Below are 26,767 nucleotides of genomic sequence, written 5' to 3'. Positions count from 1 at the left end.
CAGAATGCGGAGTCATGACGAGCGTTCACAGTGCCAATGAGCGGCTGGTGGACCACCGGGTGGCACTCGGCGCCACCGTCGAGGCGTCCCGGCTCGCCGCGCGGCTGGGGCGCTGGGCGCAGGGCGACGGCACGCTGACGGTGCGACTGGCCGCGGCCATCGCCGCTCTGATCCGGGGCGGCGAGCTCCGCCCCGGCGACCGGCTCCCGGCCGAGCGTGCCCTGGCCGGCGCGATCGCCGTCTCACGCGGGACCGTGGTGGCGGCGTACGCCCTGCTCAGTGAGGAGGAGCTGGTCGAGCGCCGGCAGGGCAGCGGCACCAGGGTGGCCGGGCACCTCGCGGCCGCCCTCCCGGCACGCGAACGCACGGCCCGAGGGGAGGGGCTGTTCTCCGCACTGCCGTCGGGTATCGACCTGCTGCGCGCGGTGCCGGCGATGCCGTCCCTCGCGGTCGACGTCGTGCGGGCACACACCCCGACGCTCGATCCCGTGACCCTGGCGGAGGCCGATCCCGCCGGTCTTCCCGTCCTGCGAGCGCGGCTCGCCCGCCTCTTCGAAGAGGAGGGGACGCCCGCGACGGCCGCACAGATCCTCGTCACCCACGGCGCGCAGCAGGCGATCAGCCTCGTCGTCGACGAACTCGTCTCGCCCGGTGACATCGTGCTCACCGAGTCTGTGACCTGGCCCGGCTTGGCGGACTCGGTCCGCCGGCGGGGAGGCCGCGTGCACGGCGTGACGATCGGACCGGACGGCATCGATGTCGATGAGCTCGAGGCCGCTGTCGTGGCGCTGCGCCCCGTCCTCATCGCGGTGAACCCTCACCACCACAACCCGACGGGTACCCGCCTGCCGGCGGCCGACCGGCAGCGCATCGCCGACCTGTCGGCCGAGTACGGCGTGCCGGTGCTGGAGGACCGTGTGCTCGCGCACATCTCGTTCGACGGCGTCGTCCCGCCGACCCTGGCGGCCCTTCGCCCCGACGCGCCGATCATCGTGGTCGATTCACTGTCGAAGTGGTCGTGGGCGGGGCTGCGCGTCGGGTGGCTGCGCGCCGACCCGGTTCTCGTGCGGCGCCTGCGCGCTGTCCGCCAGCTCGTCGACCAGTCCACGAGCGTCCCCGCGCAGCTGCTGGCACTGGACCTGGTGGAGCACGCGCGGACGCTGCGCACCGCCGTCGGGCAGACGCACGCCGTCGCGGCGGAGCAGCTGCTGGTCGCGATGCGCGAGCACGTGCCCGAGTGGGAGACGGTCGCGCCGCGTGGAGGATTGGCCGTGTGGGCGCGGCTGCCCGTGGGCTCGGCGACGGCGATGGCGCGGGTGGCCGCGATGCGGGGCGTCGCAGTGGCGGGCGGCACCGAGTTCACGGCATCCGTCACCTACGACGACCACATCCGGGTGCCCTACACCGCGCCGCCCGAGGTGCTGCAGGAGGGCGTGCGTCGCCTCGGCGAGGCATGGCAGGAGTACCGCGCGCTGCTGTAGCGTCAGCGGCCGTTCTTGGGGCGGGTCGAGACGTCGATCTTGTCCTGCGCACCGAGCGACGACCACGCGCTCGCGACGCCCTTCGCCGCGTGCTCCGAGGCGCGCACCGCTCGCTCGTCGGCCCAGGCGTTGAGGACGTGCCCCGAGTGTCCGCGCACGTGCTCCAGCACGACGTCGGGAAGCCCGGCGGCGCGGCGCGCGTCTCGGGCGGCGATGAGCTGCTCGAGGAGGTCGACGTTCTTCGTCGGGGCGCCGGTCGAGGTCTTCCAGCCGCGGCGACGGTGGCCGTCCATCCACTTCGTATAGGTGTCGATCGCGTACCGCGAGTCCGCCTGCACCACGAGGTTCGCAACGTCGGCGTGGTCCTCGATGGCCTTGAGCAGTCCCGTCAGCTCGCCGATGTTGTTGGTGCCGACGGGAATCGATCCGGCAGCCCAGTGTCCGTCCTCGGCGACCCATGCCCACCCCGTCGGTCCGGGGTTGCCTTTGCAGGCGCCGTCGGTGGCCACGATGTAGCGGGATGCGTCGGTCACTCGGGAAAGGCTACCCGGCCGCAGCCCGCCTCCCGGCCCCCGCCCGCCCCTCGTCCGGCGCCCCTGCCTCGGCCTCGCGCGCGGCCCGGTCGCGTTCCTCACGCCACTCCACCGCGAGCTGCGGCATCCGCTCGGCGAGATATCGCAGGAAGTCGGCGACCGCGTGCGCGCGCGCGACCGACGCGGGGGCATCCGTGTTCTCCTCCGCGATGCGCTCCATGTGCGTGGCGAGCGCCGTGTACAGGGGAGCGTTCGCGGTGATCATGCCCGCCCATGCATCGTCGGTGAGGTCATAGCGATCACGCCGGTCGCCCGGGCGCGACAGGCGCTGGATGAGCCGCATCGACACGAGATAGCGCACGGCGCCCGAGACGGCCGCCGGTGAGACGCCGAGCCGGTCGGCCAGCTGCGCCGCGGTGTACCCCTCGTCGGGCGATCCGACGAGGGCCATCATGACGCGGGCAGGCATGCGCGCCATCCCGGCGGCGGCCAGCAGCGCCGCCGCCTGCTCGGCCGCCTCGGTGCCGGGATGCTCGTGCGCCATGGATCCGAACCTATCCCGTCGTGGCCAAGGGGCGCCGCCGCATGAGCACCAGAGCCGCCGCGCCGACCACGCCGGTCGCCGCGAGCAGCCACCACAGACCCTTCGCGTCGAACGCACCGTCGTCGATCGTCGGCGCGGCCGTGAACGGAGACAGGTCGGCCACGGCATCCGGCAGGTCGAAGAGCGGCGCGAACAATCCCAGCAGCAGCGCCACCAGCACCAGCGCCCAGGCCACCGGAATGGTCAGTCGCGGGGCGACCACGAAGACCAGCGCCGTCACGGCGATGAAGACGGATGCCGCGACCGCCTGTCCGAGGCCGGCCACGAGGGCATCGCCCACGAGGTCCGTCTCGCCCTCGCGCAGAGTGCCCGCCCATGCTCCGAAGACGGCGGAGGCGCACACCGCGATGACGCCCGCCACGGCCATGACGAGGTAGCCGGCCAGCCAGCGCACGCGACCCACCGGCGCCGACAGCAGCAGCTCGGCGGTGCCGTGCGTCTCCTCCTGCCGCGCCCGTGCAACCGTCTGCACCGCCGCGCAGGCGGCGAGCACGCCGACGATGAGGAAGAAGATCACGACCATGCCCTCCTCGAGGGTCCCGTTCTCGGACAGCGCCGTGAGCACGTCCTGCAGTGCCGGGATGTCGGTGCCCAAGTCGTTCACGACCGACGCCAGGCTCGTCGACAGAAGCCCGGTCAGCAGGCCCCCGACGCACCACCCGACCAGTGCGCCGCGGCTGAGGCGCCACACCAGTCCCAGCGGCGACGAGAGCGACGCGGGGCCGACGAGGCGGCCCGGGCGCTGGGCGATGAAGCTCTCGCCGACATCACGCAGCGGCTGCAGCGCCGCCGCGGCCACGATGAGCACGATGCCCACGCCGAGGCAGAGGATCACCGGCCACCACGCGTCGTCGGCGAAGGGCCGCGCGTTCTCTGCCCAGCCGAATGGCGACAGCCACGTGAGCCAGGAGCTCTCGATGCGCTGCAGGTCCGCGCTCGGCGTGCCGAGCGCGTTGCCGAGCCCGCACAGGACGAACGTCGCGATGAGCACCCACACCGACAGCGAATTGGCGCCGCGGGAGGTGCGCATGAGCTGTGCGGCGACGAGCCCGACACCGAGGAAGACGACTCCGACGGCGCCCGCGGCCGCGCCCGCGATGAGCGATCCGGCCACGGCGAAGCCCGATGCGACGTAGACGAGGGCGACGAGGGCGGCGAGGATCAGGTTCGCGAGGAGGCCGTGAACGATCGTCGCCGACGTGGGTGCGGTGCGTCCCGCGGGCGTCGCAGAGACGAGTTCGGCCCGGCCGATCTCCTCCTCGGCCCGGGTGTGCCGCACCGCGAGGAACGACGACATGAAGGCAGCCATCATCGCGAGGAACGGGAAGATCAGGAACAGTGTGAACGCCTCCCGCTCCGCGCCCGAGGGGAGGCCGCGGAACAGCATGATGACGGGATTGGCCATCACCGCGGCCAGGACCTCCTGGCGGTCCTGGAGGGAGCCGTAGGAGCTTTCGACGCCGCTCACCGCGGTGGCGGCCAACGCTGCGGTGCCGAGGATCCACAGCGTGAGCTGCAGCCAGTCGCGCCGCAATCGCTGGCGCAGCAGCGCGACGACGGTCATCGCACCGCTCCCGTGGACTCCAGTGAGCTGAGCTGCTCGCCGGGGGACGCGGCGGAACCCAGCTCATCTCCGTAGTGGCGCAGGAACAGCTCCTCGAGCGACGGCGGCGCGATGCGCAGGCCGGCGGCGTTGCGCGCGGCGAGGGTGGGGAGGATGCCGGGGACGGCATCGCTGTCGACCGTGAACCTCACGCGCCCCTCCTCGACCACGACGTCGTGAGCACCGGCGATCGCGGCGGCTGCTGCGGCATCCGTCCCCTCGAACGAGACCTCCGTCCGCGTCAGGTGGCGCAGCTCGGCGAGGGTACCGGTTTCGACGATGCGGCCCGCCCTGATGATCGAGACCCGGTCGCACAGCTGCTCGACCTCGGAGAGGATGTGGCTGGACAGCAGCACGGTGGCGCCCGCGGCACGGACGCGGGCGATCTCGCGGCGGAACATGACCTCCATCAACGGGTCCAGACCGCTCGTCGGCTCGTCGAGGATGTACAGCTCGGCCGGCACCGCGAACGCGGCGATGAGTGCGACCTTCTGCCGGTTGCCCTTGGAGTAGGCGCGGCCCTTCTTTCGCGGGTCGAACTGGAAGGCTTCTGCCAGCCGGGCCTTCTCCTCGAGGTAGGTGGGGTCGTGGCGCGACACCCCGCGCAGGCGGGCCATGAGGTCGATGGCCTCGCCGCCGGAGAGGTTGGGCCACACGCTGACATCGCCCGGGACGTACGCGATCCGCCGGTGGAGGGCGACCGCGTCGCCCCACGGCTCCCGGCCGAAGACGGATGCCTCGCCCGCCGTCTTGCGGGCAAGGCCCAGCAGGATGCGGATGGTGGTGGACTTGCCGGCCCCGTTGGGCCCCAGGAACCCATGGATCTGACCTTCGTCGACCGTGAGGTCGAGGCCGTCGAGGGCGTGGACACGGCCGTAGTGTTTCGTGAGCCGGCTGGTGTGGATGACGCTGGACATGGTCGTGACGCTACGCCGATTTCACAAATTCGTGAATACTCCTCACGTTTTCCTCACGGTCGCCGACGTGCGTGGTGTGAGTGCAACCCCGTCGTTCGACGCCAGATGTATACCTAACTCGCCCTCAGGTGGCGAGGAGTGGCGCGATACCGCACTAATGTATACACTGGCCGGGGTGTCGAACGAGGAGGTGCTGCGATGCGAGCCAGTGATCGGGCTTACGCGACCCTCCTCGACGAGATCCAGTCGGGCGCCCTCCCGCCCGGCGCCGTGCTGGGCGAGGTCGAGCAGGCGGCACGGCTCGGCGTGAGCCGGACACCATTGCGCGAGGCGCTGGGACGCTTGGCCGCCGATGGACTGGTGGCCCAGCAGTCCCCGCGCGTCACGGTCGTGACCGCGATCGATGCGGACGACATCCGCGAGATCTTCGAGCTGCGCCGCGCACTCGAGGAGTCCGCCGCCCGCCTTGCGGCACAGCGGGGTGAAGCGGTCACGTTCGCCGAGCTCGCCCGCGCGTTCGCGCGCGTCGACCTGCGTGCCCCCGATGGGCTCGACGCCTACTACGCGCTGATCGCCCAGTTCGACCTGGCTCTCGACGCCGCCGTCGACAACGACTACCTGATCGCGGCGCTGCGCAGCGTGCGCACCCATCTCGTGCGGGTGCGGCGCCTGGCCCGCGACAACCCCGACCGGCTCGCCGCGTCCGTCGCCGAGCACCGGCTCATCGCATCGGCGATCGCCGGGCAGGATGCGGACCTCGCCGCGCACGCCACGCACGTCCATCTCCACAACGCGCTGCAGAGCATTCTCGATTCGCTCGCGACACTGAAAGGCCCCGCATGACCGTCATCCACCATCTCCGCGTCCATCGCAGCGAGGAGAACCTCGCACGCGAGGGGCAGCTCGCGTGGCACATCGCAGAGGTCGCCGCCGATCCGGTGGAGGTCGACCAGGACGTGGTCGACATGATCATCAACCGCGTGATCGACAACGCGGCCGTGGCCGCGGCATCCCTCACCCGCGCTCCCGTGAGCGCGGCCCGCCAGCAGGCGCTCGACCACGCCGTCTCGGTCGGCGGCTCGGGCGCCACGGTGTTCGGCTGCGCGCTGGACCGCCGCACCTCGCCGGAATGGGCGGCGTGGGCGAACGGCGTCGCGGTGCGCGAGCTCGACTACCACGACACGTTCCTCGCCGCCGAGTACTCGCACCCCGGCGACAACATCCCGCCGATCGTCGCGGTCGCCCAGCACGTCGGGGCCGACGGGCACGCGCTGGTGCGCGGACTGGCGACCGGCTACGAGATCCAGATCGACCTCGTGCGGGCGATCAGCCTGCACAAGCACAAGATCGACCACGTCGCGCACCTCGGCCCGTCGGCGGCCGCGGGCATCGGGACCCTCCTGGGCCTGGATGTCGAGACGATCTATCAGGCCGTCGGCCAGGCCCTTCACACCACGACCGCGACCCGGCAGTCGCGCAAGGGCGAGATCTCGACGTGGAAGGCGCACGCGCCGGCCTTCGCCGGCAAGATGGCGGTCGAAGCGGTCGATCGCGCGATGCGCGGCGAGACCTCGCCGAGCCCCATCTACGAGGGTGAGGACGGCGTGATCGCGTGGCTGCTGGACGGGCCGGATGCCGCGTACGCGGTGCCGCTGCCGGGTGCGGGCGAGTCCAAGCGCGGCATCCTCGACTCGTACACGAAGGAGCACTCCGCCGAGTACCAGGCGCAGGCCTGGATCGATCTCGCTCGCAGGCTCCACACCGAGCACCCTGAGGTGGCGGATCCCGCGAACGTCGAGTCGATCGTGCTGCACACCTCGCACCACACGCACTACGTCATCGGCTCGGGGGCCAACGACCCGCAGAAGTACGACCCGACCGCATCGCGCGAGACACTGGACCACTCGATCCCGTACATCTTCGCGGTCGCGCTGCAGGACGGCGGCTGGCACCACGTCGACTCGTACACGCCCGAGCGCGCCGGGCGCGCCGACACGGTCGAGCTGTGGCACAAGATCACCACCGCAGAGGATGCCGAGTGGACCCGCCGGTACCACTCGGAGGACCCGAACGAGAAGGCCTTCGGCGGCCGCGTGGAGATCCGTCTCACGAACGGCGACACCCTGGTCGACGAGATCGCCGTCGCCGACGCGCACCCGCTCGGCGCCCGGCCCTTCGCGCGGGAGGACTACGTGCGCAAGTTCCGCCTGCTGGCGGAGCCCGTGCTGGCGGCCGAGGAGATCGAGCGGTTCCTGGACCTCGCCCAGCGCCTGCCCGAGCTCTCCCCCGAAGAGGTGCAGCAGCTGTCGATCGTCGCCGACTTCGGCGTCCTGGCCGGCGCGCCCGCCCCGAAGGGCCTCTTCTGATGTCGCGTTTCGTCTCGCTTCGCTCGCTCAACGACCGGAGCCCCCGCTCGTTGGGCGAAGGGGCTGTGGCGAGGCCGCGTTTCGTCTCGCTTGACGACCCGTCGTTGAGCGAGCGAGGAACGAGCGAGACGAAACGCCCCGAACCCACGAGGAACCTCTGATGCTCTATTCGACAGTGCCGGCGCACGAGAAGCGGCGGCTGTTCCGTGAACGGCTTGCCAGCGGAGAGCTGCTGCGGTTCCCCGGGGCCTTCAACCCGCTGTCTGCCCGGCTCATCGAGCGGAAGGGCTTCGAGGGCGTCTACATCTCGGGCGCAGTGCTCAGTGCCGACCTCGGGCTGCCCGACATCGGGCTGACCACGCTCACCGAGGTCGCCGGCCGCGGACAGCAGATCGCCCGCATGACCGATCTTCCGGCCATCATCGACGCCGACACCGGCTTCGGGGAGCCGATGAACGTCGCCCGCACCATCCAGACGCTCGAGGACGCCGGGCTTGCCGGCACGCACATCGAGGACCAGGTGAACCCGAAGCGCTGCGGTCACCTCGACGGCAAGGCCGTCGTGGACGAGGACACCGCGATCAAGCGCATCCGCGCGGCGGCCGATGCACGCCGGGATTCGAACTTCCTCATCATGGCGCGGACCGACATCCGCGCCGTGGAGGGACTGGATGCCGCGATCGACCGCGCCAAGGCGCTCGTGGATGCCGGAGCCGACGCGATCTTCCCCGAGGCGATGCGCACGCTCGAGGAGTTCGCCGCCGTCCGCTCCGCCGTGGACGTGCCGATCCTGGCCAACATGACGGAGTTCGGCAAGTCCGACCTGTTCTCGGTCGACCAGCTGCGGGACGTCGGCGTGAACATCGTGATCTGGCCGGTGTCGCTGCTGCGCATCGCGATGGGCGCGGCATCCCGCGCACTCGATACGCTCATCGAAGACGGGCACCTCACCACGAAGCTGGATGAGATGCAGCACCGTGCGGACCTCTACGACCTCATCGACTACGAGCAGTACAACCACTTCGACACCAGCGTCTTCAACTTCCAGATCGACACCTCCGGTCGTTGAGCGAGCGAAGCGAGGCGAAACGTCGCAACCCGTTTCGTCTCGTCGCTTCGCTCCTCGCTCAACGACCGGCCAGCAAAGGAGCAAGGCTGTGACCGAACCCGACATCAAGAAGGGGCTCGCCGGCGTCGTCGTGGACTACACGGCGATCTCGAAGGTCAACCCCGAGACGAACTCGCTGCTCTACCGCGGGTATCCGGTGCAGGAGCTGGCGGCCACACAGCCGTTCGAGGCGGTCGCCTATCTGCTGTGGCACGGCGAGCTGCCGTCCGAGGTGCAGCTCGCACAGCTGGAGGCGACAGAGCGCTCGTATCGGCCGCTCCCGGCCGACGTGCGGGCGGCGATCGACCTCGTGCCGCTGGATGCTCACCCGATGGACGAGGTGCGCACCGCGGTCAGCCTCATCGGTGCCCGCGACCTCGCCGGCACCGGCTCGGTGCTCGACGTGAGCGGCAACGCGGAGGAGAACCTTGCCCGCAGCATCCGGCTGTTCGCGGTGCTTCCCGCCATCGTGGCGTACGGCCAGCGCCGACGACGGGGGCAGCAGCCGGTCGCGCCGCGCGACGACCTCGGCTACGCGGCGAACTTCCTGTGGATGACCTTCGGCGAAGAGGCCGACGACATCGTGGTCGACGCCTTCAACCGCTCGATGATCCTGTACGCCGAGCACTCATTCAACGCCTCGACGTTCACGGGCCGGGTCATCGCCTCGACCCTGAGCGACCTGTACTCCGCCGTCGTGGGTGCGATCGGCGCGCTCAAGGGTCCGCTGCACGGCGGTGCGAACGAGGCGGTGCTGCACATCTTCGACGAGATCGGCTCTGCGGAGAACGTCGGTCCGTGGCTTGATGAGGCGCTCTCCCAGAAGCGCAAGATCATGGGCTTCGGCCACCGGGTCTACAAGCGCGGTGACTCGCGCGTGCCGACCATGAAGGCGGCGCTCGACACCCTCGTCGAGCACTACGACCGGCCCGATGTCGCCGCGCTGTACGACACGCTGGAGTCCGAGTTCGTCGCCCGCAAGGGCATCTACCCGAACCTCGACTACCCGTCGGGTCCGGCGTACAACCTGATGGGCTTCGACACGCTCACCTTCACGCCGCTGTTCGTCGCGGCGCGGGTCACCGGCTGGACCGCCCACATCATGGAGCAGCTCTCCTCGAACGCGCTCATCCGCCCGCTGTCCGAGTACAACGGCCCGGCCGAGCGCCACATCGAGGGGTATGTCGCGGATGCCGCCACCGTGGCTGCGACCGAGCGCGCCGAGGAGTCCGAGGGGTGAGGTCATGAGCCTCTGGCACGACCTCGAGGGCGTCGATCTCAGCGCCATGGCTCCGGGGACGCTCATCGAGAACCTCGGAATCGAGATCGTCGAGATCCGCGACGACGCCCTGGTGGGACGCATGCCGGTGGACCATCGCACCGTGCAGCCGGCGGGCGTGCTCCACGGCGGCGCCTCCGTGGCGCTCGCCGAGACGCTCGCCTCGTGGGCCGGCTATCTCGCGGTGGACCGCGAGCGGTTCCACGTCGTCGGGCAGGAGATCAACGCGAATCACATCCGCCCGGTCTCGTCGGGGTGGGTCACGGCGACAGCCACCCCGACGAACATCGGACGCCGTGCCCACGTGTGGGAGATCCGCATCGTGGACGACGCGGGGCGCCTGGTGTGCATCTCGCGTTGCACGCTGGCTGTCATCGAACAGCGCTCCACCTACGCGGCGCCGGACGCCCGGGGCTGATCGCGCCGCCGCGGCCCGCGGCATCCCGGCATCGTCTTAGATTCTCAGCAGGAGGTCTCTCATGGCACAGGCGGTCATCGTCGACGTCGTCCGCACGCCGTCCGGGCGCGGCAAGCCCGGGGGAGCGCTCAGCGGCGTGCACCCGGGGGATCTCGCCGCGGGCGTGCTGACAGGGCTGCTCGAGCGCAACGGCCTCGAGTCGCGTCAGATCGACGACGTGCTCATGGGCTGCGTGTCGCAGGTCGCCGACCAATCGCTGAATGTGGCCCGGCAGGCCGTGCTCGCCGCGGGCTTCGACGAGACGGTGCCCGCGGTGACCATCGACCGCCAGTGCGGCTCCAGTCAGCAGGCCGCGCACTTCGCCGCGCAGGGCGTGATCGCCGGGGCATACGACATCGTGATCGCCGCGGGAGTCGAGTCGATGAGCCGGGTGCCGCTCGGCTCGTCGGCTCACGGCGGCAGCATCGCGGACGGCGTAGCCCGCCGGTATCCGAAGGGGCTCGTCAACCAGGGGGTGTCCGCCGAGCTCATCGCTCAGAAGTGGGGCCTCAGCCGGGAGGAGCTGGACGCGTACTCCGCCGACTCGCACCGGCGGGCGGCGGACGCCTGGAATCGCGGCGCGTTCGACTCTCAGGTGCTGCCGGTCCTGGCCGGCGGCGAAGCGGTCGCGTTCGACGAGACCGTGCGTCCCGGGACGACGGTGGAGGGGCTTGCGGGCCTGCAGCCGGCGTTTCGCACCGAGGCGCTGGCGGAGCGGTTCCCCCACCTCGACTGGCGCATCACCGCCGGCAATTCGTCGCCGCTCACCGACGCGGCATCCGCCGCCCTCATCATGAGCGAGGAGAAGGCGGTGCAGCTGGGTCTCACGCCCCGGGCGCGGTTCCACTCCTTCACGGTCGTCGGCGACGACCCGATGATGATGCTGACGGGGCCGATCCCGGCCACCCGGCGCATCCTCGAGCGCAGCGGACTGTCGATGGACGACCTCGATGCGTACGAGGTGAACGAGGCGTTCGCCTCCGTGCCGTTGGCGTGGATGCGCGAGCTCGACGCGGACCCCGAAAGGCTCAACCCGTGGGGCGGCGCGATCGCGCTCGGTCATGCCGTCGGTGCCTCCGGCACGCGGCTGCTCGGCACTCTGGTCGCCCATCTCGAGGCGACGGGCGGACGCTTCGGCCTGCAGACGATGTGCGAGGGCGGCGGCATGGCGAACGCGACGATCATCGAGCGCCTCTGATCTGCGCTCGCGGCGAGAGCGGGTGTCTCAGGCGTGGCGAAGGCGGCGGTGTGCGTCCAGCGTCGCGCCGCGCAGCAGCTGCCACTCCCGCGGGCGTCGGCGCGACTGTTCGACGAGCCGGTGCTGATGCAGTCGGGCCGTGATGTCGCGCAGCTGCGCGGTCGCCGCGCGCTGTGTGAGCTGACGGCGCTCGACCCGCGCGATGACGTCGCTGAGCGCTACGCGTGCCGCGGCGGCGATGCCTCCCGGGCGGCGCGGTAGGGCGCGGAGGGCCCGCTCGGCGGCGAGGCGTGCGCTGAGGGTGACCGGCGACCACATGACCGGCGGCGGTGTCTCGAGATGGTGGATGTCGGCACCGCCGTCGTCGAGCCAGCGCTGAAGGTGAAGGAAATCCATGACCCTGTCGGCCCCTCGCTCGGGTCTCGATGGCCGGGGTCTGTCGGTGGGCATGATGGCCTCCTGAGATATGGGAAAGCGCGCCGCGGATGCGGCGCGCTGAATGCCGGGCGGTGTGTGACCAAACGCCTCACGGTGCGCGGCAGGGCATGCCCTCACCATAGCCCGGAAGTAGAAAAAGGCAAGTCGACGGGAATTTTCTCGGCCACGGGTCTGGGATGCCGGCGCCCGAGGGGAACGTGTATCGGCCCGAGTTGACTTCCTGTGGAAGGCGGCTATGGTCGTGGGTTCACCCGCCAGCCGAAGAGGGGAAGCGAGTCCGATGTCAGGAAAGTCACCGCACGCACGCGGAGCCAAGAAGGTCGCCCAGCTGTCGATCAAGGAGAAGCGCGCCGCCAAGCGCGCCAAGCGCGAGCCGGAGGCTTTCCTCAAGCCGCGCAAGGGCTCCGGCCGCTGACTGAGGATCTGAGATCATTCGGTGTGGTCTCCGGAGGTTCGCGTTCCCTGACGCGCGTGGCAGAGCGCCGCTGGGATGACCGGCCGTCTGGTTTCCGTGCCTGGGAGCGGACCGCGGGACTGGGCGACGGCGAGGAGGTGTGGCGCTGGGCGCGGGAAGAGCTTCTCGCTTGGCGCGTCAAGACGCGCAGCGGCTTCACCGTCCGTCCAGACGCCCCCGTCGCCGAGGGCGACCGGCCCACGATCGTCGCTCACGTGTTCGGCCTGGCGATCCGCGAGCCGGTCGAGGTCGTGGAGGTCGTGGACACCGACGATCGCGCCGGTTTTGCTTATCGGACGCTTCCGGGCCACCCCGTCAGCGGCGAGGAAGCGTTCATCGTGCATCGCGCGGGCGGATCGGTCGAACTGACCATCCGCTCGCTCACGCGGGCGGCGACGTCCTGGCGTTGGAGGGCGGTCTACCCTCTTCTGCTCATCGCGCAGGCCCTGGCGCGGTACCGCTACATGAGCGCACTGCGCGTCCGCGCACCGCGGCGATGAGGCGGTCTCCCGCTACCCCGTGGCGTGGTCGGCGACGGGCCCGGCGCTGTCGTCGAATCGGCGGATCCGAGAGGGCGAGCGAGCGAATCGCTTCGCGATGCCGCGCGAGGGTGGTCTCACCGCATCCGCTCGTCTCCTCCACAGGTCGCGGATCCCGGTGGATGCTTGGAGTTTTCCACGGCGCGAGATATTACCGCTCATCGGGCATTTCGATGTCGGAGCCCCTCGTCACAATGGGGGTATGACGAACTTCGCCAAGGCTCTGCAAGCACTTGGTGATGCGGTCGCCGCGCTGTCGTCCGCGGCGCTTGCCGATGACGGCCTTCGCGACCGCAGTGACGACGAGCTGCTTCACGCTCTCGGTGCTGCTGCCGCGGTGAACCGCGGTATCGAAGCGGTCATGGTCGAGGCGGTGGGTCTGCTCCGAGAACGTGATGAGCTCCGCGCGCACCCCGATCGCACGACGACGAGATACGGATGCCGCAACCTGAACGAGCTCGTCCAGCGGGCGACTCGCGCTTCGGGGCGCAGCGTGTCCGACCTCGCGACGGCTTCGCGCGCCGTTCAGCGGCGGATCGCGACGTCGACGGGGAAGCTGCTGCCTGCGGAGTTCCCCAATCTCCGGGCGGCTCTGGCGGAGGGGCGTGTGGGCCTCGACGCCGTCATCGCTGTCGCATCGGTGTTCCGCCGCGGCGGTGTCGGCACCACCGGCCTGTTGGCGGCCGATGAGGAGCTCGCCGCGGCCGCGTGCGGCACCGGGCCGGAGGCGGCGGGTCCGGCCTCGGCCGACGAGCTGCGCGCGCTCGCACAGGTGTGGGCGGCTTACCTGGATCCGGATGGCGCCGAGCCCGTGGAGACGCGAGCGTTGCGCAAGCGGGGGCTCACGCTGGGGCGGCGGGACGGCGACGGGCTGGTGCCCGTGCGTGGCAACCTGCTGCCCGAAGTGGCCGCTCAGCTGCGGTTGGGCTTCGACAGCGTACTGAACCCACGCGGAGAGGGTGCGCCACCGATGGGCCCATGCTTCAGCGAGGCCCCGGCCGGGGCCCAGCCCGACGACGAAACCGGCGAGCCTTCCGAGGCCGCGGCTGATTCGCGTTCCTGGCCCCAGAAGCAACACGACGCGCTGGCGGTTGTGCTGGCGGCGGCCGCGGCATCCGGCGAACTGCCGACTCTCGGCGGCGCCGCGCCGACCCTGGTCGTCTCGGTGCGAGAAGAAGACCTCGTTGCAGGCCACGGATACGCTCACCTCCCCGGTGACGACGAGCCGATCTCGATCGCCGCTGCACGCCAGGTCGCCTGCGCAGGTGCGGTGCAGCGGGTGATGATCGCAGACAACGGCCGGATCGTGTCACTCGTCACTCTGGAGCGCGTTTTCAACCACCGTCAGCGCCGCGCGATCGGTCTCAGGGATGGCGGCTGTGTCATCCCGGGTTGTCGGGTGCCGCCCCAGTGGTGCGAGGTCCATCACGTCGAGGAACACTCACGGGGCGGGCCGACGCACACGGACAATGGGGTCTTGTTGTGCTGGTTCCACCATCGCACCATCGACACCGGCGGATGGCAGGTGCGGATGATCGACGGAGTCCCCTACGTCAAGGGTCCGTACTGGTGGGACGCCGAGGTGAGGTGGCGCCCCGTCACGAAGTCCCCGAGCAGACGGCTGGATCGGATCGCGCCACGTCTCTGAGCGCGCGCAAGGTTTGCCATGCCCTCGTCTACTGACGACCCGCCGGCCTGCTCAGCCGCCCAGGCGGACGAGCAGGAGGCCTGCCGCGTTCGAGACGATGCTCAACTGCCACGGGACGACGACGAGCGCGATCACGCCGAAGATCGCGATGGTCGAGACGCTCGCGCGGCGGACGATCCGATCGACGACGAGGCCGACGACGGCGCCGATCGCGATGGCCGCGCCGGCGACCGACGCGAAAGCCATGCGAACGTAGGCGGCGCCATCCGGCGGGCCGTAGCTGTTGGCGGCCAGGGCGAGGCCCATCGGCACGAGCACCAGGCCAGTGAGAAGGATGATCGGCGCGGAGAAGCCGCGAAGGCTGGTTCCCGGGCGAGGCTTCGTCGCGACGTCGGTCATGGCGTGAGCCTAGCGACTCGCCGGCCGGCCGCGGCCACGATCACCGCCGACTGCCGATACGCAGGAGGTTGCCGTTGCGGTCCACGACGGCGAACTCGCGCATGCCGTAGTCGGTGTCGACCGGTTCCACGATGCGACTCCCGGTGGAGGCATCCGGTTCCACCGAACCCGCCCACTCCTCGAAGAGCTGCTGCGCATCGTCGACGTACAGGTAGCACATCGACGCGGTCGTGAGAGGGTCGACCGAGGAGTCCTCGGTGAAGTGCAGCTCGATGCCGCCGCGACCGATGATGAGGTACTGCCATTCCTCCGGCGGCGCTCCCCGGTTCTCGAAGCCGAGCCGCCCGAAGAACGCGAGCGTCTCGGTCAGGTCGCGACTGAGAAGGATCGGGACGGCGCGCTCGCTCACACGCGAAGGCTAGCGCGCCGCGCACGCGGGCGACAGCTCAGAGGGCCTCGAGGATCGCGCCGCCGAACACCGCGACAGCGGCGACCGCGATGCCGGCGATCCCGACCGCCGCGACGGCGATCGCGAGCATGTTGCCGCCGATCGCGAGAAGCATCGCCGCCACCGGCGACAGCTCGCGGCGCCGGGCGGTCGGAAAGGACGAGGTGCTGGCCATGACTCGACGCTACGGAGCCGCGGATCGGACGGCGTCCGCCCCCGGTCGCATCCGTGTCAGCCGAAAGGATGATTCTCGTGAGCGAAGTGTCGACATCGGACCGGTTCGCGCGACGACCCGAGTGAGGCTGGCATGGGCCCGCCCGCAACCGGAAGGATCAGACCATGAAGTACATGATGTTCGTCGTCACCTCGCTGGAGCCCGACGCGGAACCGGACGAGTCCGACATCGATCTGTGGGTCGACCCCCTCGATGCGAGCGGCAAGCGCGTCATCGGCGAGGTGCTCGCCCCTCCGTCCGACTCCACCGTCGTCAAGGTCCGCGGCGGCAAGGTGCTCACCTCGCGCGGCCCGTACGTCGAGACGGCCGAGGTGATCTGCGGCTTCGACATCCTCGAGGTCGAGAACCTCGACGAGGCGATCGAGATCGCGTCGAAGCACCCCATGGCACGCAACGGCCAGCTCGAGCTGCGCCCATTCATGTCGTGGCAGGACCTCGGGCGCTGAGTCGCAGCATCCCTTCGCCCGCAGCCTGAGGGGGCGGGTCCCGTCGCCGGCGCGGCGGGGCCCGTTCTCTTCGCGTGCGCACTGGATGGCCAACCTAGCAGATAGATGGACGTCCATGTAAAATCAGCAGCGTGCCAATGACGGCACGATCACGCTGATCAGGATGCCCCACAAGGGCGTCGCGGCGTCGCTGAAGGAGCAATGGTGTCCACGATCACTTCCCTGACCCCGACCCTCACGACCGAGGAGCGCGAGGCCATCCTCGAGGCCGTCCGCGATTTCGCGCAGACCGAGCTCGCGCCGCACGCGCTGGAGTGGGACGCGACGTCGTTCTTCCCACGCGAGACGCTGCGGCGAGGCGGAGAGCTCGGGCTCGGAGGCATCTACGTCCGGGAAGACGTCGGCGGATCCGGGCTGTCGCGATCGGATGCGGCGGCGATCTTTGAAGAGCTCGCGAAGGGCGACACCGCGATCGCCGCGTACATCTCCATCCACAACATGGTCGCGTGGATGATCGACACCTACGGCACCGACGACCAGCGCACCCGGTGGCTGCCTCTGCTGACATCCATGTCGGGCTTCGGCAGCTACTGTCTCACCGAGCCGGGCGCCGGATCGGATGCGGCCGCCATCGCCACGAGCGCGATCCGCGACGGCGACGAATTCGTGCTCACCGGCGTCAAACAGTTCATCTCCGGCGGGGGAGAGGCATCCGTCTACGTCGTCATGGCCCGTACCGACGCATCGACCGGCTCGGGAGGCGGTGGTGCACGCGGCATCACGGCGTTCCTCGTGCCCGGCGACGCGGAAGGGCTGTCGTTCGGCCAGCTCGAGCACAAGATGGGCTGGAACGCCCAGCCCACCCGTCAAGTGATCCTCGACGAGGTGCGTGTGCCGGCCGCCAACGTGCTCGGGTCGGAGGGCCAGGGCTTCAAGATCGCGATGTCGGCGCTCGACGGCGGCCGCATCAACATCGCGGCCTGCTCGCTGGGCGGCGCCCAGTGGGCTCTGGATCGCGCCATGACGTACGTGCACGAGCGCTTCACGTTCGGCGAGCCGCTCGCCGAGCGGCAGGCGGTGGTGTTCGCGCTGGCCGACATGGCCACCGAGCTGCGCGCCGCGCGCGCCCTCGTCCGCGACGCGGCCGCGGCGCTCGACGTCAAGGCGGCCGACGCCTCGATGCAGTGCGCGATGGCCAAGCGCTTCGCCACCGACGCCGGCTTCAAGGTCGCCAACGAGGCCCTGCAGCTGCACGGCGGCTACGGCTATCTGCACGAGTACGGGATCGAGAAGGTGGTGCGCGACCTGCGGGTGCATCAGATCCTGGAAGGCACGAACGAGATCATGCGTGTCATCATCGGACGGCAGCTGCTCGCGCGCTGAGGCGCGGGCGAGGACGAGGAGGTCCGCAATGAGAATCGCATTCCTGGGGCTGGGCCATATGGGGCTGCCCATGGCACGGAACCTCCGCACGACCGGTCACGAGGTGATCGGCTTCGATGTGGCCCCCGCGGCAGTGACCGCGGCCGTTGAGGCCGGGCTCGCCGTCGCCGGATCCGGAACGGAGGCCGCCACCGGGGCGGACGTCGTCATCACGATGTTCCAGTCCGGCGCTCAGGTGCTCGACGCGTATCGGGGGTCCGCTGACGGCCCGGGGCTGCTCGCGGTCGCGGCGCCGGGCGCGCTCTTCATCGACTGCTCGACGATCGCGGTCGACGAGGCCCGGGCCGCGCATGCGCTCGCCGAGGAGGCCGGGCACCGATCGCTGGACGCGCCCGTGTCGGGGGGCGTCGTCGGGGCCGAGAACGCCACGCTGGCCTTCATGGTCGGCGGCAGCGATGAGGACTTCGAAGCCGCCCGTCCGCTCCTCGAAGCGATGGGACGCCGCGTGGTGCACTGCGGCGGCGCCGGCCTCGGACAGGCGGCCAAGGTCTGCAACAACATGATCCTGGCGGTCTCGCAGATCGCCGTCGCGGAGGCCTTCGTGCTGGGCGAGCGCCTGGGCCTGTCCCACCAGGCCCTGTTCGACGTCGCCTCGAACGCCTCCGGTCAGTGCTGGGCGCTCACGACGAACTGTCCGGTGCCCGGCCCCGTTCCGACGAGCCCTGCCAACCGGGACTACCAGCCGGGCTTCGCCGGCGCGCTGATGAACAAGGACCTCGGCCTCGCCGAGCAGGCGGTCGAGTCGACCGGCGTGGAGGCGCGGATGGGCATGCTGGCCCGCGAGCTCTACGCCGCGTTCGCCGCGGGCGAGGGTGCCGCCCAGGACTTCTCGGGCATCATCAACACGATCCGTGCGGCGTCGGTCTGACCCGCACGCCGGGAGGCATGTCCCGAAATCACGCGCAAGGCGCCCGCCTTGCCGGCGAATTCGGGACATGGGGGGAAGAAGTCGGGACGCGGACCCGAGAATTGGGGAGCGGATGCCCCGCACGCGATGAAAGGGAGCCCCATGGCCGAGCACGACGCGCACGAGTCGACCGAGTACGAGACGATTCTCGTCGAGACCCGCGGACGCGTGGGGTGGATCACCCTCAACCGGCCGGAGGCGCTCAACGCGCTGAACTCGCAGGTGTGCCGCGACGTCGTGGCCGCGGCATCCGCCTTCGATGCGGATGAGGGCATCGGCGCGATCGTCGTCACCGGCTCCGAGCGCGCGTTCGCCGCGGGCGCCGACATCAAAGAGATGGAATCGAAGTCGGGCCTCGACATGATCCTCGGCGACCACTTCGGCGGCTGGGCGCAGTTCGCCGCCGTGCGCACCCCGGTGATCGCTGCCGTCTCGGGCTACGCGCTCGGCGGCGGATGCGAGCTGGCGATGATGTGCGACATCATCCTCGCCGCCGACACGGCGAAGTTCGGGCAGCCCGAGATCAACCTCGGCGTCATCCCCGGCATGGGCGGCTCGCAGCGACTCGTCCGCGCCGTCGGCTACTACAAGGCCGCCGACCTCATCCTTTCGGGCCGGATGATGGATGCCGCAGAAGCCGAGCGCTCCGGACTTGTCTCGCGCGTCGTGCCCGCTGCCGATCTGCTCGCCGAGGCCCAGCAGACCGCGGAGGCGATCGCCTCGAAGAGCCTGCCCTCGCTGTACGCGGCGAAGGCTGTGCTCGACGCAGCGCTGGAGACCTCGCTCGCCGAGGGGCTGCGCCTGGAGCGCCATGTGTTCGCCTCCCTCTTCGACACGGAGGATCAGAAGGAGGGCATGGCGGCCTTTCGCGAGAAGCGCGCCCCCGAGTTCCGGGGGCGCTGACGGTTGCGGGTTTCGTCTCCCTTCGCTCGCTCAACGACCGGGGTGTGAGGTTCCGGTCGTTGAGCGAGCGAGCGCAGTGACCGAGACGAAACGTGTTGCGGGGGCCTTGGGCGTTTCGTCTCGCTTCGCTCGCTCAACGACCGGGGGTATGGCGTTCCGGTGACCGAGACGAAACGTGTTGCGGGAGCCTTGGGCGTTTCGTCTCGCTTCGCTCGCTCAACGACCGGGGTGGAACGTGTGGCGGGGGCCTTGGGCGTTTCGTCTCGCTTCGCTCGCTCAACGACCGGGGTCGTACGTCACAGGGGGTCGGGCTGAGGGCGGGGCTCGGTGAAGTCGCCGGCGTCCTTGCGGAAGCGCGCGATGATCCGCACCAGCTCCGTCGTGTCGGCGTCGCTGAGCCCGGGGCTCTCGAAGACCTGACTGTTGAGGGCCGCCGTTGCGCGCTCCACGAGCTCGCGGCCCGCGTCGGTGAGCACCAGCATCGCGGCGCGGCCGTCGCCGGGGTGCGGCTCTCGCGAGACGAGGCCGTCCCGCGCGAGGCGATCGACGGTGTTCGTCACGCTCGTCGGATGCACCTGCAGGCGGGCGATGGCGCTCGCCATCGGCATCCGTCCCTCCCGCGTGAAACCGAGCAGGCGCAGCATCTCGTAGCGGGCGAACGACAGCCCGAAGGGCCTGAGCGTGGCGTCGATGCGGGCGAAGAGCAGCTGCTGCGCGCGGATGATCGACGTCACCGCGGTCATCCCGGCCGCCGCGGGCTCCCAGCCATGCGCGATCCACTGACGCTTGGCCTCGGCGATCGGGTCGACCGGAAGACGCTTGGGTGCTGCCATGACGACCTCCTGCGTCCACCGTACCGTTCCCTCGGCTCGCGGACCGGCGACGGATGCTGGGCGGCGGCCTTTATGTATACATACGGGCGCCATTGACCGGGCGAGCGTCGGCCGAGATCGCCGGATTGGCTACATTGGGGCGCGCCCCATAGACTCGAGCCAGCGTGAGGAGATCGTCATGAAGATCGTCGTCCTGGTCAAGGAAGTCCCGGATACGTACGGGGATCGCAAGCTGTCGCTGGAGACGGGTCTGGCCGATCGCGCCGCGAGCGAGTCGGTGCTGGACGAGATCGGGGAGCGCGCGCTCGAGGTCGCGCTGTCGTACGCCGACAAGACGCCCGGAACCGAGGTGGTGGTGCTGTCGATGGCTCCCGAATCGGCGTCGGCGACCGTGCGCAAGGGCCTCGCGATGGGCGCCGCCTCGGCCGTTCAGGTCATCGACGAGGCTCTGCTCGGCGCCGACATGGGTCTCACGGCGGAGGTGCTGGCGGCGGCGCTGCAGCGCACCGGGTTCGACCTCGTGATCGCGGGCAACCAGTCCACCGACGGGTCCGGTGGGGTGCTGCCGGTGATGGTGGCCGAGATCCTAGACGTTCCGAGCGCCACGTACCTGAACGCGGTCGAGATCACCGAGGACGGGGTGTCGGGAACGCGCGCCTCGGACGGCGCGACGCTGCAGGTGAAGGCGCCACTGCCGGCGGTGATCTCGATCACCGAGGCCTTGCCCGACGCCCGGTTCCCCAACTTCAAGGGCATCATGGCCGCGAAGAAGAAGCCGTTCGAGACGCTGTCTCTGGCTGAGCTCGAGGTCGATGCCCACGATCCGAACGCGTCGCGCTCGATCGTGATCGGGCTGAGCGAGAAGCCGCCGCGCGAAGCAGGCGTGAAGATCGTCGATGAGGGCGACGCGGGCGAGAGGCTCGCCGAGTTCCTAATCCAGAACCGGCTGGCGTGAGGGTGCGTGCGATGACGTTTGCAGATGACTCGATCCTGGTCCTGCTCGACACGACGCCCTCCGGCGGTCTGGCGAAGTCGGCGGCCGAAGTGCTCGGCGCAGCCGCGTCGGTCGGCACGCCGGTCGCTCTCGTGATCGGCGACGAGGCGCTGGCGACGGATGCGGCGGCCCTCGGTGCCTCGAAGGTTCTCGTCGCGCCCGCCGGTGACGGTCTGACGGTGCCCGTGGTGGATGCGCTCACCGCGGCGGCGACGCTGGTTCGCCCGGATGCCGTGCTGGTGTCCCATTCCATCGAGGGCCGTGAGGCAGCCGGTCGCTTCGCCGCCCGGACCCGCTCGGGCATCGCGGTGGACGCCGTGGGCGTCTCGCGGGACGCCGAGGGTGTGGTCGCTCATCACTCGGTGTACGGCGGCGCGTACAACGTGGACTCCGCGGTGACGTGGGGCGCCCCGGTCATCACGATCCGCCAAGGCTCGGTGGATGCCCGCGCCGACGCCGTGGTCACCCCGGAGGTCGAGAAGCTCGACGTCGCGCCCTCGGCGCGCCGGGCGGCGACGGTGGAGTCGGTGGACGCTGCTGTCGTGTCCTCGTCCAGGCCCGAGCTGCGCGGTGCCGCGAAGGTCGTCTCGGGCGGTCGCGGGCTCGGGTCGGGTGAGAAGTTCGCACTGGTCGAGCAGCTCGCCGACGCGCTGGGCGCCGCTGTCGGTGCCTCTCGCGCCGCCGTCGACGCCGGCTACGTGCCGCAGACGTACCAGGTGGGGCAGACCGGCGTCTCGGTCTCGCCGCAGCTCTACGTCGCGCTCGGCATCTCCGGCGCCATCCAGCACAAGGCCGGCATGCAGACGGCCAAGACGATCGTCGCGATCAACAAGGACGCCGACGCTCCCATCTTCGAGATCGCGGACTTCGGTGTCGTCGGCGACCTGTTCCAGGTGGTGCCGCAGCTCATCGCGGCGCTCGAGGCGAAGAAGGCGTAGCCGCCATGGCGACATTCGGTCGGACGGTGCGCCGCGGGCTGCCCCGCGTGCCCGGCGGTGAGCCCTGGCCGCCGGCCGGTGCGGCACCGAACGGTGACGGCAACGGCGCCGCAACGCTCGCCGAGCCCGCAGCCTCCGCTGCTCGGGTCGCTGGACCCGCTGTTCCGGTCGCTGAGCCCGCTGCTCCGGCATCCGTCTCCCCCGCCGCGGGCGCCGCTCAGCCTGAGGTTCAGGTGACGCAACACGCGGCAACGGATGCCACGACACCGCGTGTCGCGACCCCTGAAGGGTCGGCGGCGGCCGGTGCGGGTGCGAAGTCGCTGCGCCGGGGGCTGCCGCGGGTGCCCGGCGGCGAGCCGTGGCCGCCGGCATCCGTCGCCCCCGCGGCGAGTGCTGCTCAGCCCGACGTTCAGGTGGCGCAACACGCGGGAACGGATGCCGCGACACCGCGTGTTGCGACCCCCGGAGGGTCGGCGGCAGCCATCGCCGACGCAGGCGCGACGGCGCCCGGGATTCAGGTGGCGCAACACGCGGGAACGGATGTCGCGACACCGCGTGTCGTGACACCCGAAGGGTCGGCGGCGCCCGGTGCCGGCGCGAAGGCGGTGCGCCGGGGGCTGCCGCGTGTGCCGGGCGGCGAGCCGTGGCCTCCGGCATCCGTCGTCCCCGTCGCGCGTGCCGCTGAGCGCACGGTTCAGGTGGCGCAACACGCGGAAACGGATGCTGCGACACCGCGTGTCGTGACCCCCGAACCCGCCGCGCAACAAGTCACGGCGCCGGCCACCACGCCGTCGGGCATCCCGCTGTCGCAGCCGCTGCCGTTCACCCGCACGGTGTGGCCGGGCGTCGCGGGCCGCGCGAGCGTCGTGGAGAAGCCGGAACCGAAGCGCATCGGGCCGTTCACGCGTGCGCAGTGGGCCGGCGCGGTCATCGTGGGTGGAGCGGGGCTGCTCTTCGCCGCGGGTATGGCCGTGCTGGCGGTCCGCTGGCTGCTGTCGACCCGGTGGGGCATGGACTTCCTCGCGACCTACCCGGGCGAGTACCACCTGCCCGAGGGTGCTCCGGTGGGCCTGCCGGCGTGGCTCGGGTGGCAGCACTTCTTCAACGTGTTCCTCATGGTGCTGATCATCCGGTCGGGTCTGCGCGTGCGCACCGAGAAGCGGCCCACGGTGTTCTGGTCGCCGCGCACCAACGCGAAGCGCAAGATCAGCCTGGCCCTGTGGTTCCACCAGTCGCTGGACATCCTGTGGCTGGTCAACGGCGTCGTCTTCGTCGTGCTGCTGTTCGTGACGGGGCAGTGGATGCGGATCATCCCGACCTCGTGGGAGGTGTTCCCCAACGCGCTCAGCGCCGGCCTGCAGTACGTGTCGCTGGACTGGCCGACTGAGAACGGGTGGGTGAACTACAACTCGCTGCAGCAGCTCGCGTACTTCGCCACGGTCTTCCTGGCTGCTCCGCTGGCGGCGATCACGGGCGTGCGCATGTCGGGGGTCTGGCCGAAGAACGCGACCGGCCTGAACAAGGCGTACCCGGTCGAGTGGGCGCGGGCCGTGCACTTCCCCGTGATGGTCTACTTCGTGCTGTTCATCTTCGTGCACGTCGTGCTGGTCTTCGCCACGGGCGCCCTGCGCAACCTGAACCACATGTACGCCGCTCAGGATGCCGTCAACTGGGTCGGCTTCTGGATCTTCGTCGCCTCGATGGCCGTGATCGCGGCCGCCTGGATCGCCGCGAGGCCGCTCGTGCTCGCGCCGATCGCGCGGCTGTTCGGCAAGGTGTCGGGGCGCTGACCGTGCAGCGGTCGCGCGTCAGTCCTCGACGATGAGACCGGCGAGCTCCGCCAGCGCGGGCGCCATGAGCTGCAGCTGGTCCGACGAGATCGTCGCGCCGCGCAGCCCGGCCAGCCCGACGGTCTGATCCAGGTCGGCGCCGCGAAGGTCCACATCCACCAGGGTCGCGCCGGTCGCGTTCAGCGTGCCGATGCGCGTCGAGGTGAACGCGAGTCGGCGGGCCGAGGCATCCAGCAAATCGATCTCGTCGATCGTGCAGTCGACGAAGGCGACGTCGAGCAGCTCCGAGCCCCGCAGGTTCACGTAGCCGAGCTTGCAGCGTGTGAAGCGGATGCCGCGCCAGGCCACGTCGTACGCCTCGACCGAGCCGAACCGGCTGTCGCGCACGTCGACGTCGCGCCAACCGCCGCGTGCCGCCGAGACGGCGGGCACGTTCGCCCGCAAGAGCTCGCACTCGACCAGGCGCGCGCCCCGGAGCATCCATGCGCCGAGCTCCAGACGGTCGAAACGGCATGCCTCCACGGTGGACCCGACGCCGAGCGCCCAGTCCTCGCGAGTGATGCCGTGATACACCAGCCCCTCGAAGGGGACCTCACCGAACCGATCCGGGTCACCGTCCTCGAGGTCGGGGAGGGCCACGGGATCGAAGTCGAACCGGGGAGCCTGCGTCCCGCCGGTGCTGCGCGACGACCTGTTACGTGCTGCCACTCCTGCACCCTAACCGCGCCCCGCGACACCGCCCAGTGCGCGGCTACGGGCCGGACGAGAAGGCCTGGGCGTCGGCGTCCCGTCCCGCCGCGTGCCCCGCCGCGTATCCCTCGGCGAACGCCTCGTCGGCGCCGAGCCGGAACATGTCGCGCTCCAGCGGTCGCACGATGGAGCGGGCGCCGGGAAGGTCCAGGTCCCCGACGAGATCACCGCGGCCCCGTACGACCGCCACCGGCAGCCGGGCCGCCTTGCCCTTCACGAGATCGGCTGCCGCGGCGAGCTCGTCGGCCACGCACGGCATGGTCACGACGAGCGGCCGGCCTTCGGCATCCGTCCCGCCGCGAAGGTCCTCGAAGACGTGTACGCCGCCGGCGCCGATCGCATGATCGGTCTGGCCCTCCCGCCATGCGCGACCGAGGGTGTCCGACACGATGACTCCGACCCGCACCCCCAGGCGCTCACGCAGGCCCTCCGCGATGGTGCGGGCTGAGGCGTCGGGGTCGACCGGCAGCAGGAGCACGGTGCCCTGCGGAGTGTTCGAGGCGTCGACGCCCGCGGCGGCCGAGACCATGCCGAGCCGGTTCTGAACGATACGGGTCGTCGAACCGGTGGGGGAGGTGCGGGATGCGACCACCCGGACCGTCTCGGCGGTTATCGCGTCCTCGCGGTCATCGGCGACGACGAACCGGCCCTCGGCCTTGGACACGATCTTCGAGGTGACGACCAGGATGTCGCCGTCGGCGAGCTCGTCACGCGCCGCCCGGGCGATGATGTCGACGAGGTCGGCGCCGGCCTCGATCTCGGGGATGCCGGGAAGGGGCCAGATGGTCAACGCGGTGCGAGGTGGCATGGTGCGAGGTCAGCGCACGAAGCGCACCTCGGTGAGGGTCTCGCCGAGGAACGGCTCGGTGTGCGTGGCGCCGTCGAGCGTGAAGCCGTTGCGCGTGTAGAAGCGGTGCGCACGGGGGTTGTCGTCGGCGACCCACAGGTACAGGCCCTCGGCAGGCTCGACAACCGCGTCGAACAGCTTCTGCCCGATTCCGGTGCCGTGATACGCATCGAGGAGGTAGATGAAGTAGAGCTCGCGGAACCGCGGGGCGTCCTTGTCGCGGGCGGGGCCCGATCCTGCGAAGCCCACGATCTCGCCGTTCACGAGGGCCGCGTACATCTTGAACTCGGGGCCCTGCACGGCCCAGTGGGTCCACAGCTCGGCAAGGCGCTTGGGCGAGACCGCCTCGAGGGCGGCCTTGCTGATGAGGTGGTCGTACGTCTCGTGCCAGCAGGTCGCGTGAACGCGACCGAGGGCCTCGGCGTCGACGTCTCGCACCGGACGGACGACGATGTCGGTCTGGGTTTCGGCTTCCATGGGCGAGACTCTACGCGGCCCGGGCCGCGAGCCGAAATCGGCCGAACACCCGGTGAACATCCCGTTGCCGGGGGACGCCGCAGGCTCTGAGAGCGAGGCGGGCGGCTGTCGGCATCCGACAAGGAAATCGGTCCTTGCGTCGAGGATCGCTACCATCGCACCTCGTGAACGTGATCTGGCGGACTCTGATCGTGATGATGACCGCGCGTCGGCGCCTGCGCCGGACGGGCCGCCTCGCGCCCACCGGCATCGGCCGCATCAGGCTCACGACGCTCCCCACCGACATCGACCTGCTGCGTCATATGAACAACGGGCGCTACCTGTCGCTGTTCGACCTCGGGCGCTGGGATCTGCTCGTGCGCACCGGCCTGTGGGACGTCATGCGCAGCCACGGCTGGTACGCCGTGGTCTCGAGCGAGACCGTGACGTTCCGCAAGTCGCTCAACCTGTGGCAGCGCTTCGAGGTCGAATCGCGCATGATCGGCCACGACGACAAGGCGGTCTACCTGGAGCACCGCGCCGTGGTCGATGGGGAGATCTACGCGAAGGCGATCATCCGCGCCCGCATGATGAAGCGGTCCGGCGGCACCCTGCCGCATGACGAGCTGTTCGCGGCGGTCGGGCGGCCCGAGGGCGTCCCCGAGGTGGGTGCGTGGATCCACGAGTGGGCTGCGGCATCCGCCCTCCCACCGACACGTGCCGAGGCGCCCAGCGTCTGGAACTGAGCCCGGG

30 protein-coding genes are annotated in these 26,767 nt (G+C 70.5%); 18 read left to right on the top strand and 12 right to left on the bottom strand.

Features of this window, described 5'->3' with window-relative positions:
• Positions 1–14: 14 nt before the first annotated feature.
• Positions 15–1,481: an aminotransferase-like domain-containing protein gene (locus C9992_RS08980; RefSeq protein ID WP_106815213.1), complete on the top strand. Its 1,467-nt coding sequence runs from the start codon at positions 15–17 to the stop codon at positions 1,479–1,481.
• 2 nt (positions 1,482–1,483) lie between these two features.
• Here C9992_RS08980 and C9992_RS08975 read toward each other — a convergent pair whose 3' ends face one another.
• Genes C9992_RS08975 through C9992_RS08960 form a run of 4 tightly spaced genes read right to left on the bottom strand, consistent with a single transcriptional unit; the run spans position 1,484 to position 5,138 of the window.
• On the bottom strand, positions 1,484–2,014 hold the full coding sequence (locus tag C9992_RS08975) for a ribonuclease H family protein (RefSeq protein WP_106815212.1): 531 nt from the start codon (positions 2,012–2,014) through the stop codon (positions 1,484–1,486).
• Between the two features lie 10 nt (positions 2,015–2,024).
• The gene (locus tag C9992_RS08970; RefSeq protein WP_106815211.1) at positions 2,025–2,558 is read right to left on the bottom strand and encodes a GbsR/MarR family transcriptional regulator; all 534 of its coding nucleotides are present in this window, start codon (positions 2,556–2,558) and stop codon (positions 2,025–2,027) included.
• Between the two features lie 10 nt (positions 2,559–2,568).
• Positions 2,569–4,182: an ABC transporter permease gene (locus C9992_RS08965; protein ID WP_106815210.1), complete on the bottom strand. Its 1,614-nt coding sequence runs from the start codon at positions 4,180–4,182 to the stop codon at positions 2,569–2,571.
• On the bottom strand, positions 4,179–5,138 hold the full coding sequence (locus C9992_RS08960) for an ABC transporter ATP-binding protein (protein WP_106815209.1): 960 nt from the start codon (positions 5,136–5,138) through the stop codon (positions 4,179–4,181). Before C9992_RS08960 ends, C9992_RS08965 begins: the two co-directional genes overlap by 4 nt.
• 198 nt (positions 5,139–5,336) lie before the next feature.
• On the opposite strand from C9992_RS08960, the gene C9992_RS08955 reads away from it, so the two are divergent.
• From C9992_RS08955 to C9992_RS08930, 6 genes are all read left to right on the top strand, one after another.
• On the top strand, positions 5,337–5,981 hold the full coding sequence (locus C9992_RS08955) for a GntR family transcriptional regulator (protein WP_106815208.1): 645 nt from the start codon (positions 5,337–5,339) through the stop codon (positions 5,979–5,981).
• Positions 5,978–7,504, top strand: coding sequence for an MmgE/PrpD family protein (locus C9992_RS08950; RefSeq protein WP_106815207.1), 1,527 nt, complete (start codon positions 5,978–5,980; stop codon positions 7,502–7,504). Before C9992_RS08955 ends, C9992_RS08950 begins: the two co-directional genes overlap by 4 nt.
• Positions 7,505–7,664: 160 nt before the next feature.
• Positions 7,665–8,573, top strand: coding sequence for a methylisocitrate lyase (gene prpB / locus C9992_RS08945; protein ID WP_106815206.1), 909 nt, complete (start codon positions 7,665–7,667; stop codon positions 8,571–8,573).
• A gap of 88 nt (positions 8,574–8,661) precedes the next feature.
• Positions 8,662–9,852, top strand: a complete 1,191-nt coding sequence (locus C9992_RS08940; protein ID WP_106815205.1) for a bifunctional 2-methylcitrate synthase/citrate synthase — start codon at positions 8,662–8,664, stop codon at positions 9,850–9,852.
• A 4-nt stretch (positions 9,853–9,856) separates the two neighbouring features.
• Entirely contained in the window at positions 9,857–10,309 is a 453-nt protein-coding gene (locus C9992_RS08935; protein ID WP_106815204.1) for a hotdog fold thioesterase, read from the top strand.
• A gap of 61 nt (positions 10,310–10,370) precedes the next feature.
• Positions 10,371–11,546, top strand: coding sequence for a thiolase family protein (locus C9992_RS08930; protein WP_106815203.1), 1,176 nt, complete (start codon positions 10,371–10,373; stop codon positions 11,544–11,546).
• Between the two features lie 27 nt (positions 11,547–11,573).
• Here the strand turns inward: C9992_RS08930 and C9992_RS08925 are convergent, their stop codons facing one another.
• Entirely contained in the window at positions 11,574–11,942 is a 369-nt protein-coding gene (locus C9992_RS08925; RefSeq protein WP_106815202.1) for a hypothetical protein, read from the bottom strand.
• Between the two features lie 322 nt (positions 11,943–12,264).
• Between C9992_RS08925 and C9992_RS18485 the strand changes: the two genes are divergently transcribed.
• The 3 genes from C9992_RS18485 (at position 12,265) to C9992_RS08915 (ending at position 14,625) form a co-directional block, all read left to right on the top strand.
• A complete protein-coding gene (locus C9992_RS18485; protein ID WP_268807175.1) occupies positions 12,265–12,399 on the top strand; it encodes a hypothetical protein in 135 nt (44 codons plus the stop codon).
• 56 nt (positions 12,400–12,455) lie between these two features.
• Complete coding sequence (locus C9992_RS08920) at positions 12,456–12,938, top strand: DUF1990 family protein (RefSeq protein WP_200826271.1); 483 nt, start codon at positions 12,456–12,458, stop codon at positions 12,936–12,938.
• A gap of 241 nt (positions 12,939–13,179) precedes the next feature.
• The gene (locus tag C9992_RS08915; RefSeq protein WP_106815201.1) at positions 13,180–14,625 is read left to right on the top strand and encodes an HNH endonuclease signature motif containing protein; all 1,446 of its coding nucleotides are present in this window, start codon (positions 13,180–13,182) and stop codon (positions 14,623–14,625) included.
• Between the two features lie 51 nt (positions 14,626–14,676).
• Here the strand turns inward: C9992_RS08915 and C9992_RS08910 are convergent, their stop codons facing one another.
• Genes C9992_RS08910 through C9992_RS18055 form a run of 3 tightly spaced genes read right to left on the bottom strand, consistent with a single transcriptional unit; the run spans position 14,677 to position 15,647 of the window.
• Complete coding sequence (locus C9992_RS08910; RefSeq protein ID WP_106815200.1) at positions 14,677–15,024, bottom strand: hypothetical protein; 348 nt, start codon at positions 15,022–15,024, stop codon at positions 14,677–14,679.
• A 40-nt stretch (positions 15,025–15,064) separates the two neighbouring features.
• Positions 15,065–15,433, bottom strand: a complete 369-nt coding sequence (locus tag C9992_RS18060; RefSeq protein WP_160150855.1) for a bleomycin resistance protein — start codon at positions 15,431–15,433, stop codon at positions 15,065–15,067.
• A 37-nt stretch (positions 15,434–15,470) separates the two neighbouring features.
• Complete coding sequence (locus C9992_RS18055) at positions 15,471–15,647, bottom strand: hypothetical protein (protein ID WP_160150854.1); 177 nt, start codon at positions 15,645–15,647, stop codon at positions 15,471–15,473.
• A gap of 164 nt (positions 15,648–15,811) precedes the next feature.
• On the opposite strand from C9992_RS18055, the gene C9992_RS08895 reads away from it, so the two are divergent.
• From C9992_RS08895 to C9992_RS08880, 4 genes are all read left to right on the top strand, one after another.
• Complete coding sequence (locus C9992_RS08895; protein ID WP_106815197.1) at positions 15,812–16,153, top strand: YciI family protein; 342 nt, start codon at positions 15,812–15,814, stop codon at positions 16,151–16,153.
• 213 nt (positions 16,154–16,366) lie between these two features.
• Positions 16,367–17,536 carry an acyl-CoA dehydrogenase family protein gene (locus tag C9992_RS08890; protein WP_235008160.1) on the top strand — a complete coding sequence of 390 codons (1,170 nt, stop codon included), beginning with the start codon at positions 16,367–16,369 and terminating at the stop codon, positions 17,534–17,536.
• A 28-nt stretch (positions 17,537–17,564) separates the two neighbouring features.
• A complete protein-coding gene (gene mmsB / locus C9992_RS08885) occupies positions 17,565–18,464 on the top strand; it encodes a 3-hydroxyisobutyrate dehydrogenase (protein WP_106815195.1) in 900 nt (299 codons plus the stop codon).
• A 141-nt stretch (positions 18,465–18,605) separates the two neighbouring features.
• Positions 18,606–19,406 (top strand): enoyl-CoA hydratase, encoded by an 801-nt coding sequence (locus C9992_RS08880; protein ID WP_106815194.1) that lies wholly within the window; start codon positions 18,606–18,608, stop codon positions 19,404–19,406.
• 296 nt (positions 19,407–19,702) lie between these two features.
• Here C9992_RS08880 and C9992_RS08875 read toward each other — a convergent pair whose 3' ends face one another.
• Positions 19,703–20,239 carry a MarR family winged helix-turn-helix transcriptional regulator gene (locus C9992_RS08875; protein WP_106815193.1) on the bottom strand — a complete coding sequence of 179 codons (537 nt, stop codon included), beginning with the start codon at positions 20,237–20,239 and terminating at the stop codon, positions 19,703–19,705.
• Positions 20,240–20,417: 178 nt separating this feature from the next.
• Here C9992_RS08875 and C9992_RS08870 point away from each other — a divergent pair, with 178 nt between their 5' ends.
• Genes C9992_RS08870 through C9992_RS08860 form a run of 3 tightly spaced genes read left to right on the top strand, consistent with a single transcriptional unit; the run spans position 20,418 to position 23,961 of the window.
• A complete protein-coding gene (locus tag C9992_RS08870) occupies positions 20,418–21,194 on the top strand; it encodes an electron transfer flavoprotein subunit beta/FixA family protein (protein ID WP_106815192.1) in 777 nt (258 codons plus the stop codon).
• An 11-nt stretch (positions 21,195–21,205) separates the two neighbouring features.
• Positions 21,206–22,171, top strand: a complete 966-nt coding sequence (locus C9992_RS08865) for an electron transfer flavoprotein subunit alpha/FixB family protein (RefSeq protein ID WP_106815191.1) — start codon at positions 21,206–21,208, stop codon at positions 22,169–22,171.
• Between the two features lie 5 nt (positions 22,172–22,176).
• Positions 22,177–23,961 carry a cytochrome b/b6 domain-containing protein gene (locus tag C9992_RS08860; protein WP_106815190.1) on the top strand — a complete coding sequence of 595 codons (1,785 nt, stop codon included), beginning with the start codon at positions 22,177–22,179 and terminating at the stop codon, positions 23,959–23,961.
• Positions 23,962–23,979: 18 nt separating this feature from the next.
• Here C9992_RS08860 and C9992_RS08855 read toward each other — a convergent pair whose 3' ends face one another.
• The 3 genes from C9992_RS08855 to C9992_RS08845 are packed head-to-tail and all read right to left on the bottom strand — an operon-like array spanning position 23,980 to position 26,035.
• The gene (locus C9992_RS08855) at positions 23,980–24,669 is read right to left on the bottom strand and encodes a pentapeptide repeat-containing protein (RefSeq protein ID WP_106815189.1); all 690 of its coding nucleotides are present in this window, start codon (positions 24,667–24,669) and stop codon (positions 23,980–23,982) included.
• A gap of 43 nt (positions 24,670–24,712) precedes the next feature.
• Positions 24,713–25,519 (bottom strand): coenzyme F420-0:L-glutamate ligase, encoded by an 807-nt coding sequence (locus C9992_RS08850; RefSeq protein WP_106815188.1) that lies wholly within the window; start codon positions 25,517–25,519, stop codon positions 24,713–24,715.
• Positions 25,520–25,528: 9 nt separating this feature from the next.
• Positions 25,529–26,035, bottom strand: a complete 507-nt coding sequence (locus C9992_RS08845) for a GNAT family N-acetyltransferase (RefSeq protein WP_106815187.1) — start codon at positions 26,033–26,035, stop codon at positions 25,529–25,531.
• Between the two features lie 164 nt (positions 26,036–26,199).
• On the opposite strand from C9992_RS08845, the gene C9992_RS08840 reads away from it, so the two are divergent.
• On the top strand, positions 26,200–26,760 hold the full coding sequence (locus C9992_RS08840; protein WP_106815186.1) for a thioesterase family protein: 561 nt from the start codon (positions 26,200–26,202) through the stop codon (positions 26,758–26,760).
• Positions 26,761–26,767: the final 7 nt, after the last annotated feature.

This window comes from Microbacterium timonense (assembly GCF_900292075.1).
GTDB lineage: Bacteria > Actinomycetota > Actinomycetes > Actinomycetales > Microbacteriaceae > Microbacterium > Microbacterium timonense.
The sequence above is the reverse complement of the archived record's forward strand: the minus strand, read 5'-3'. Positions and strand labels throughout refer to the sequence as shown.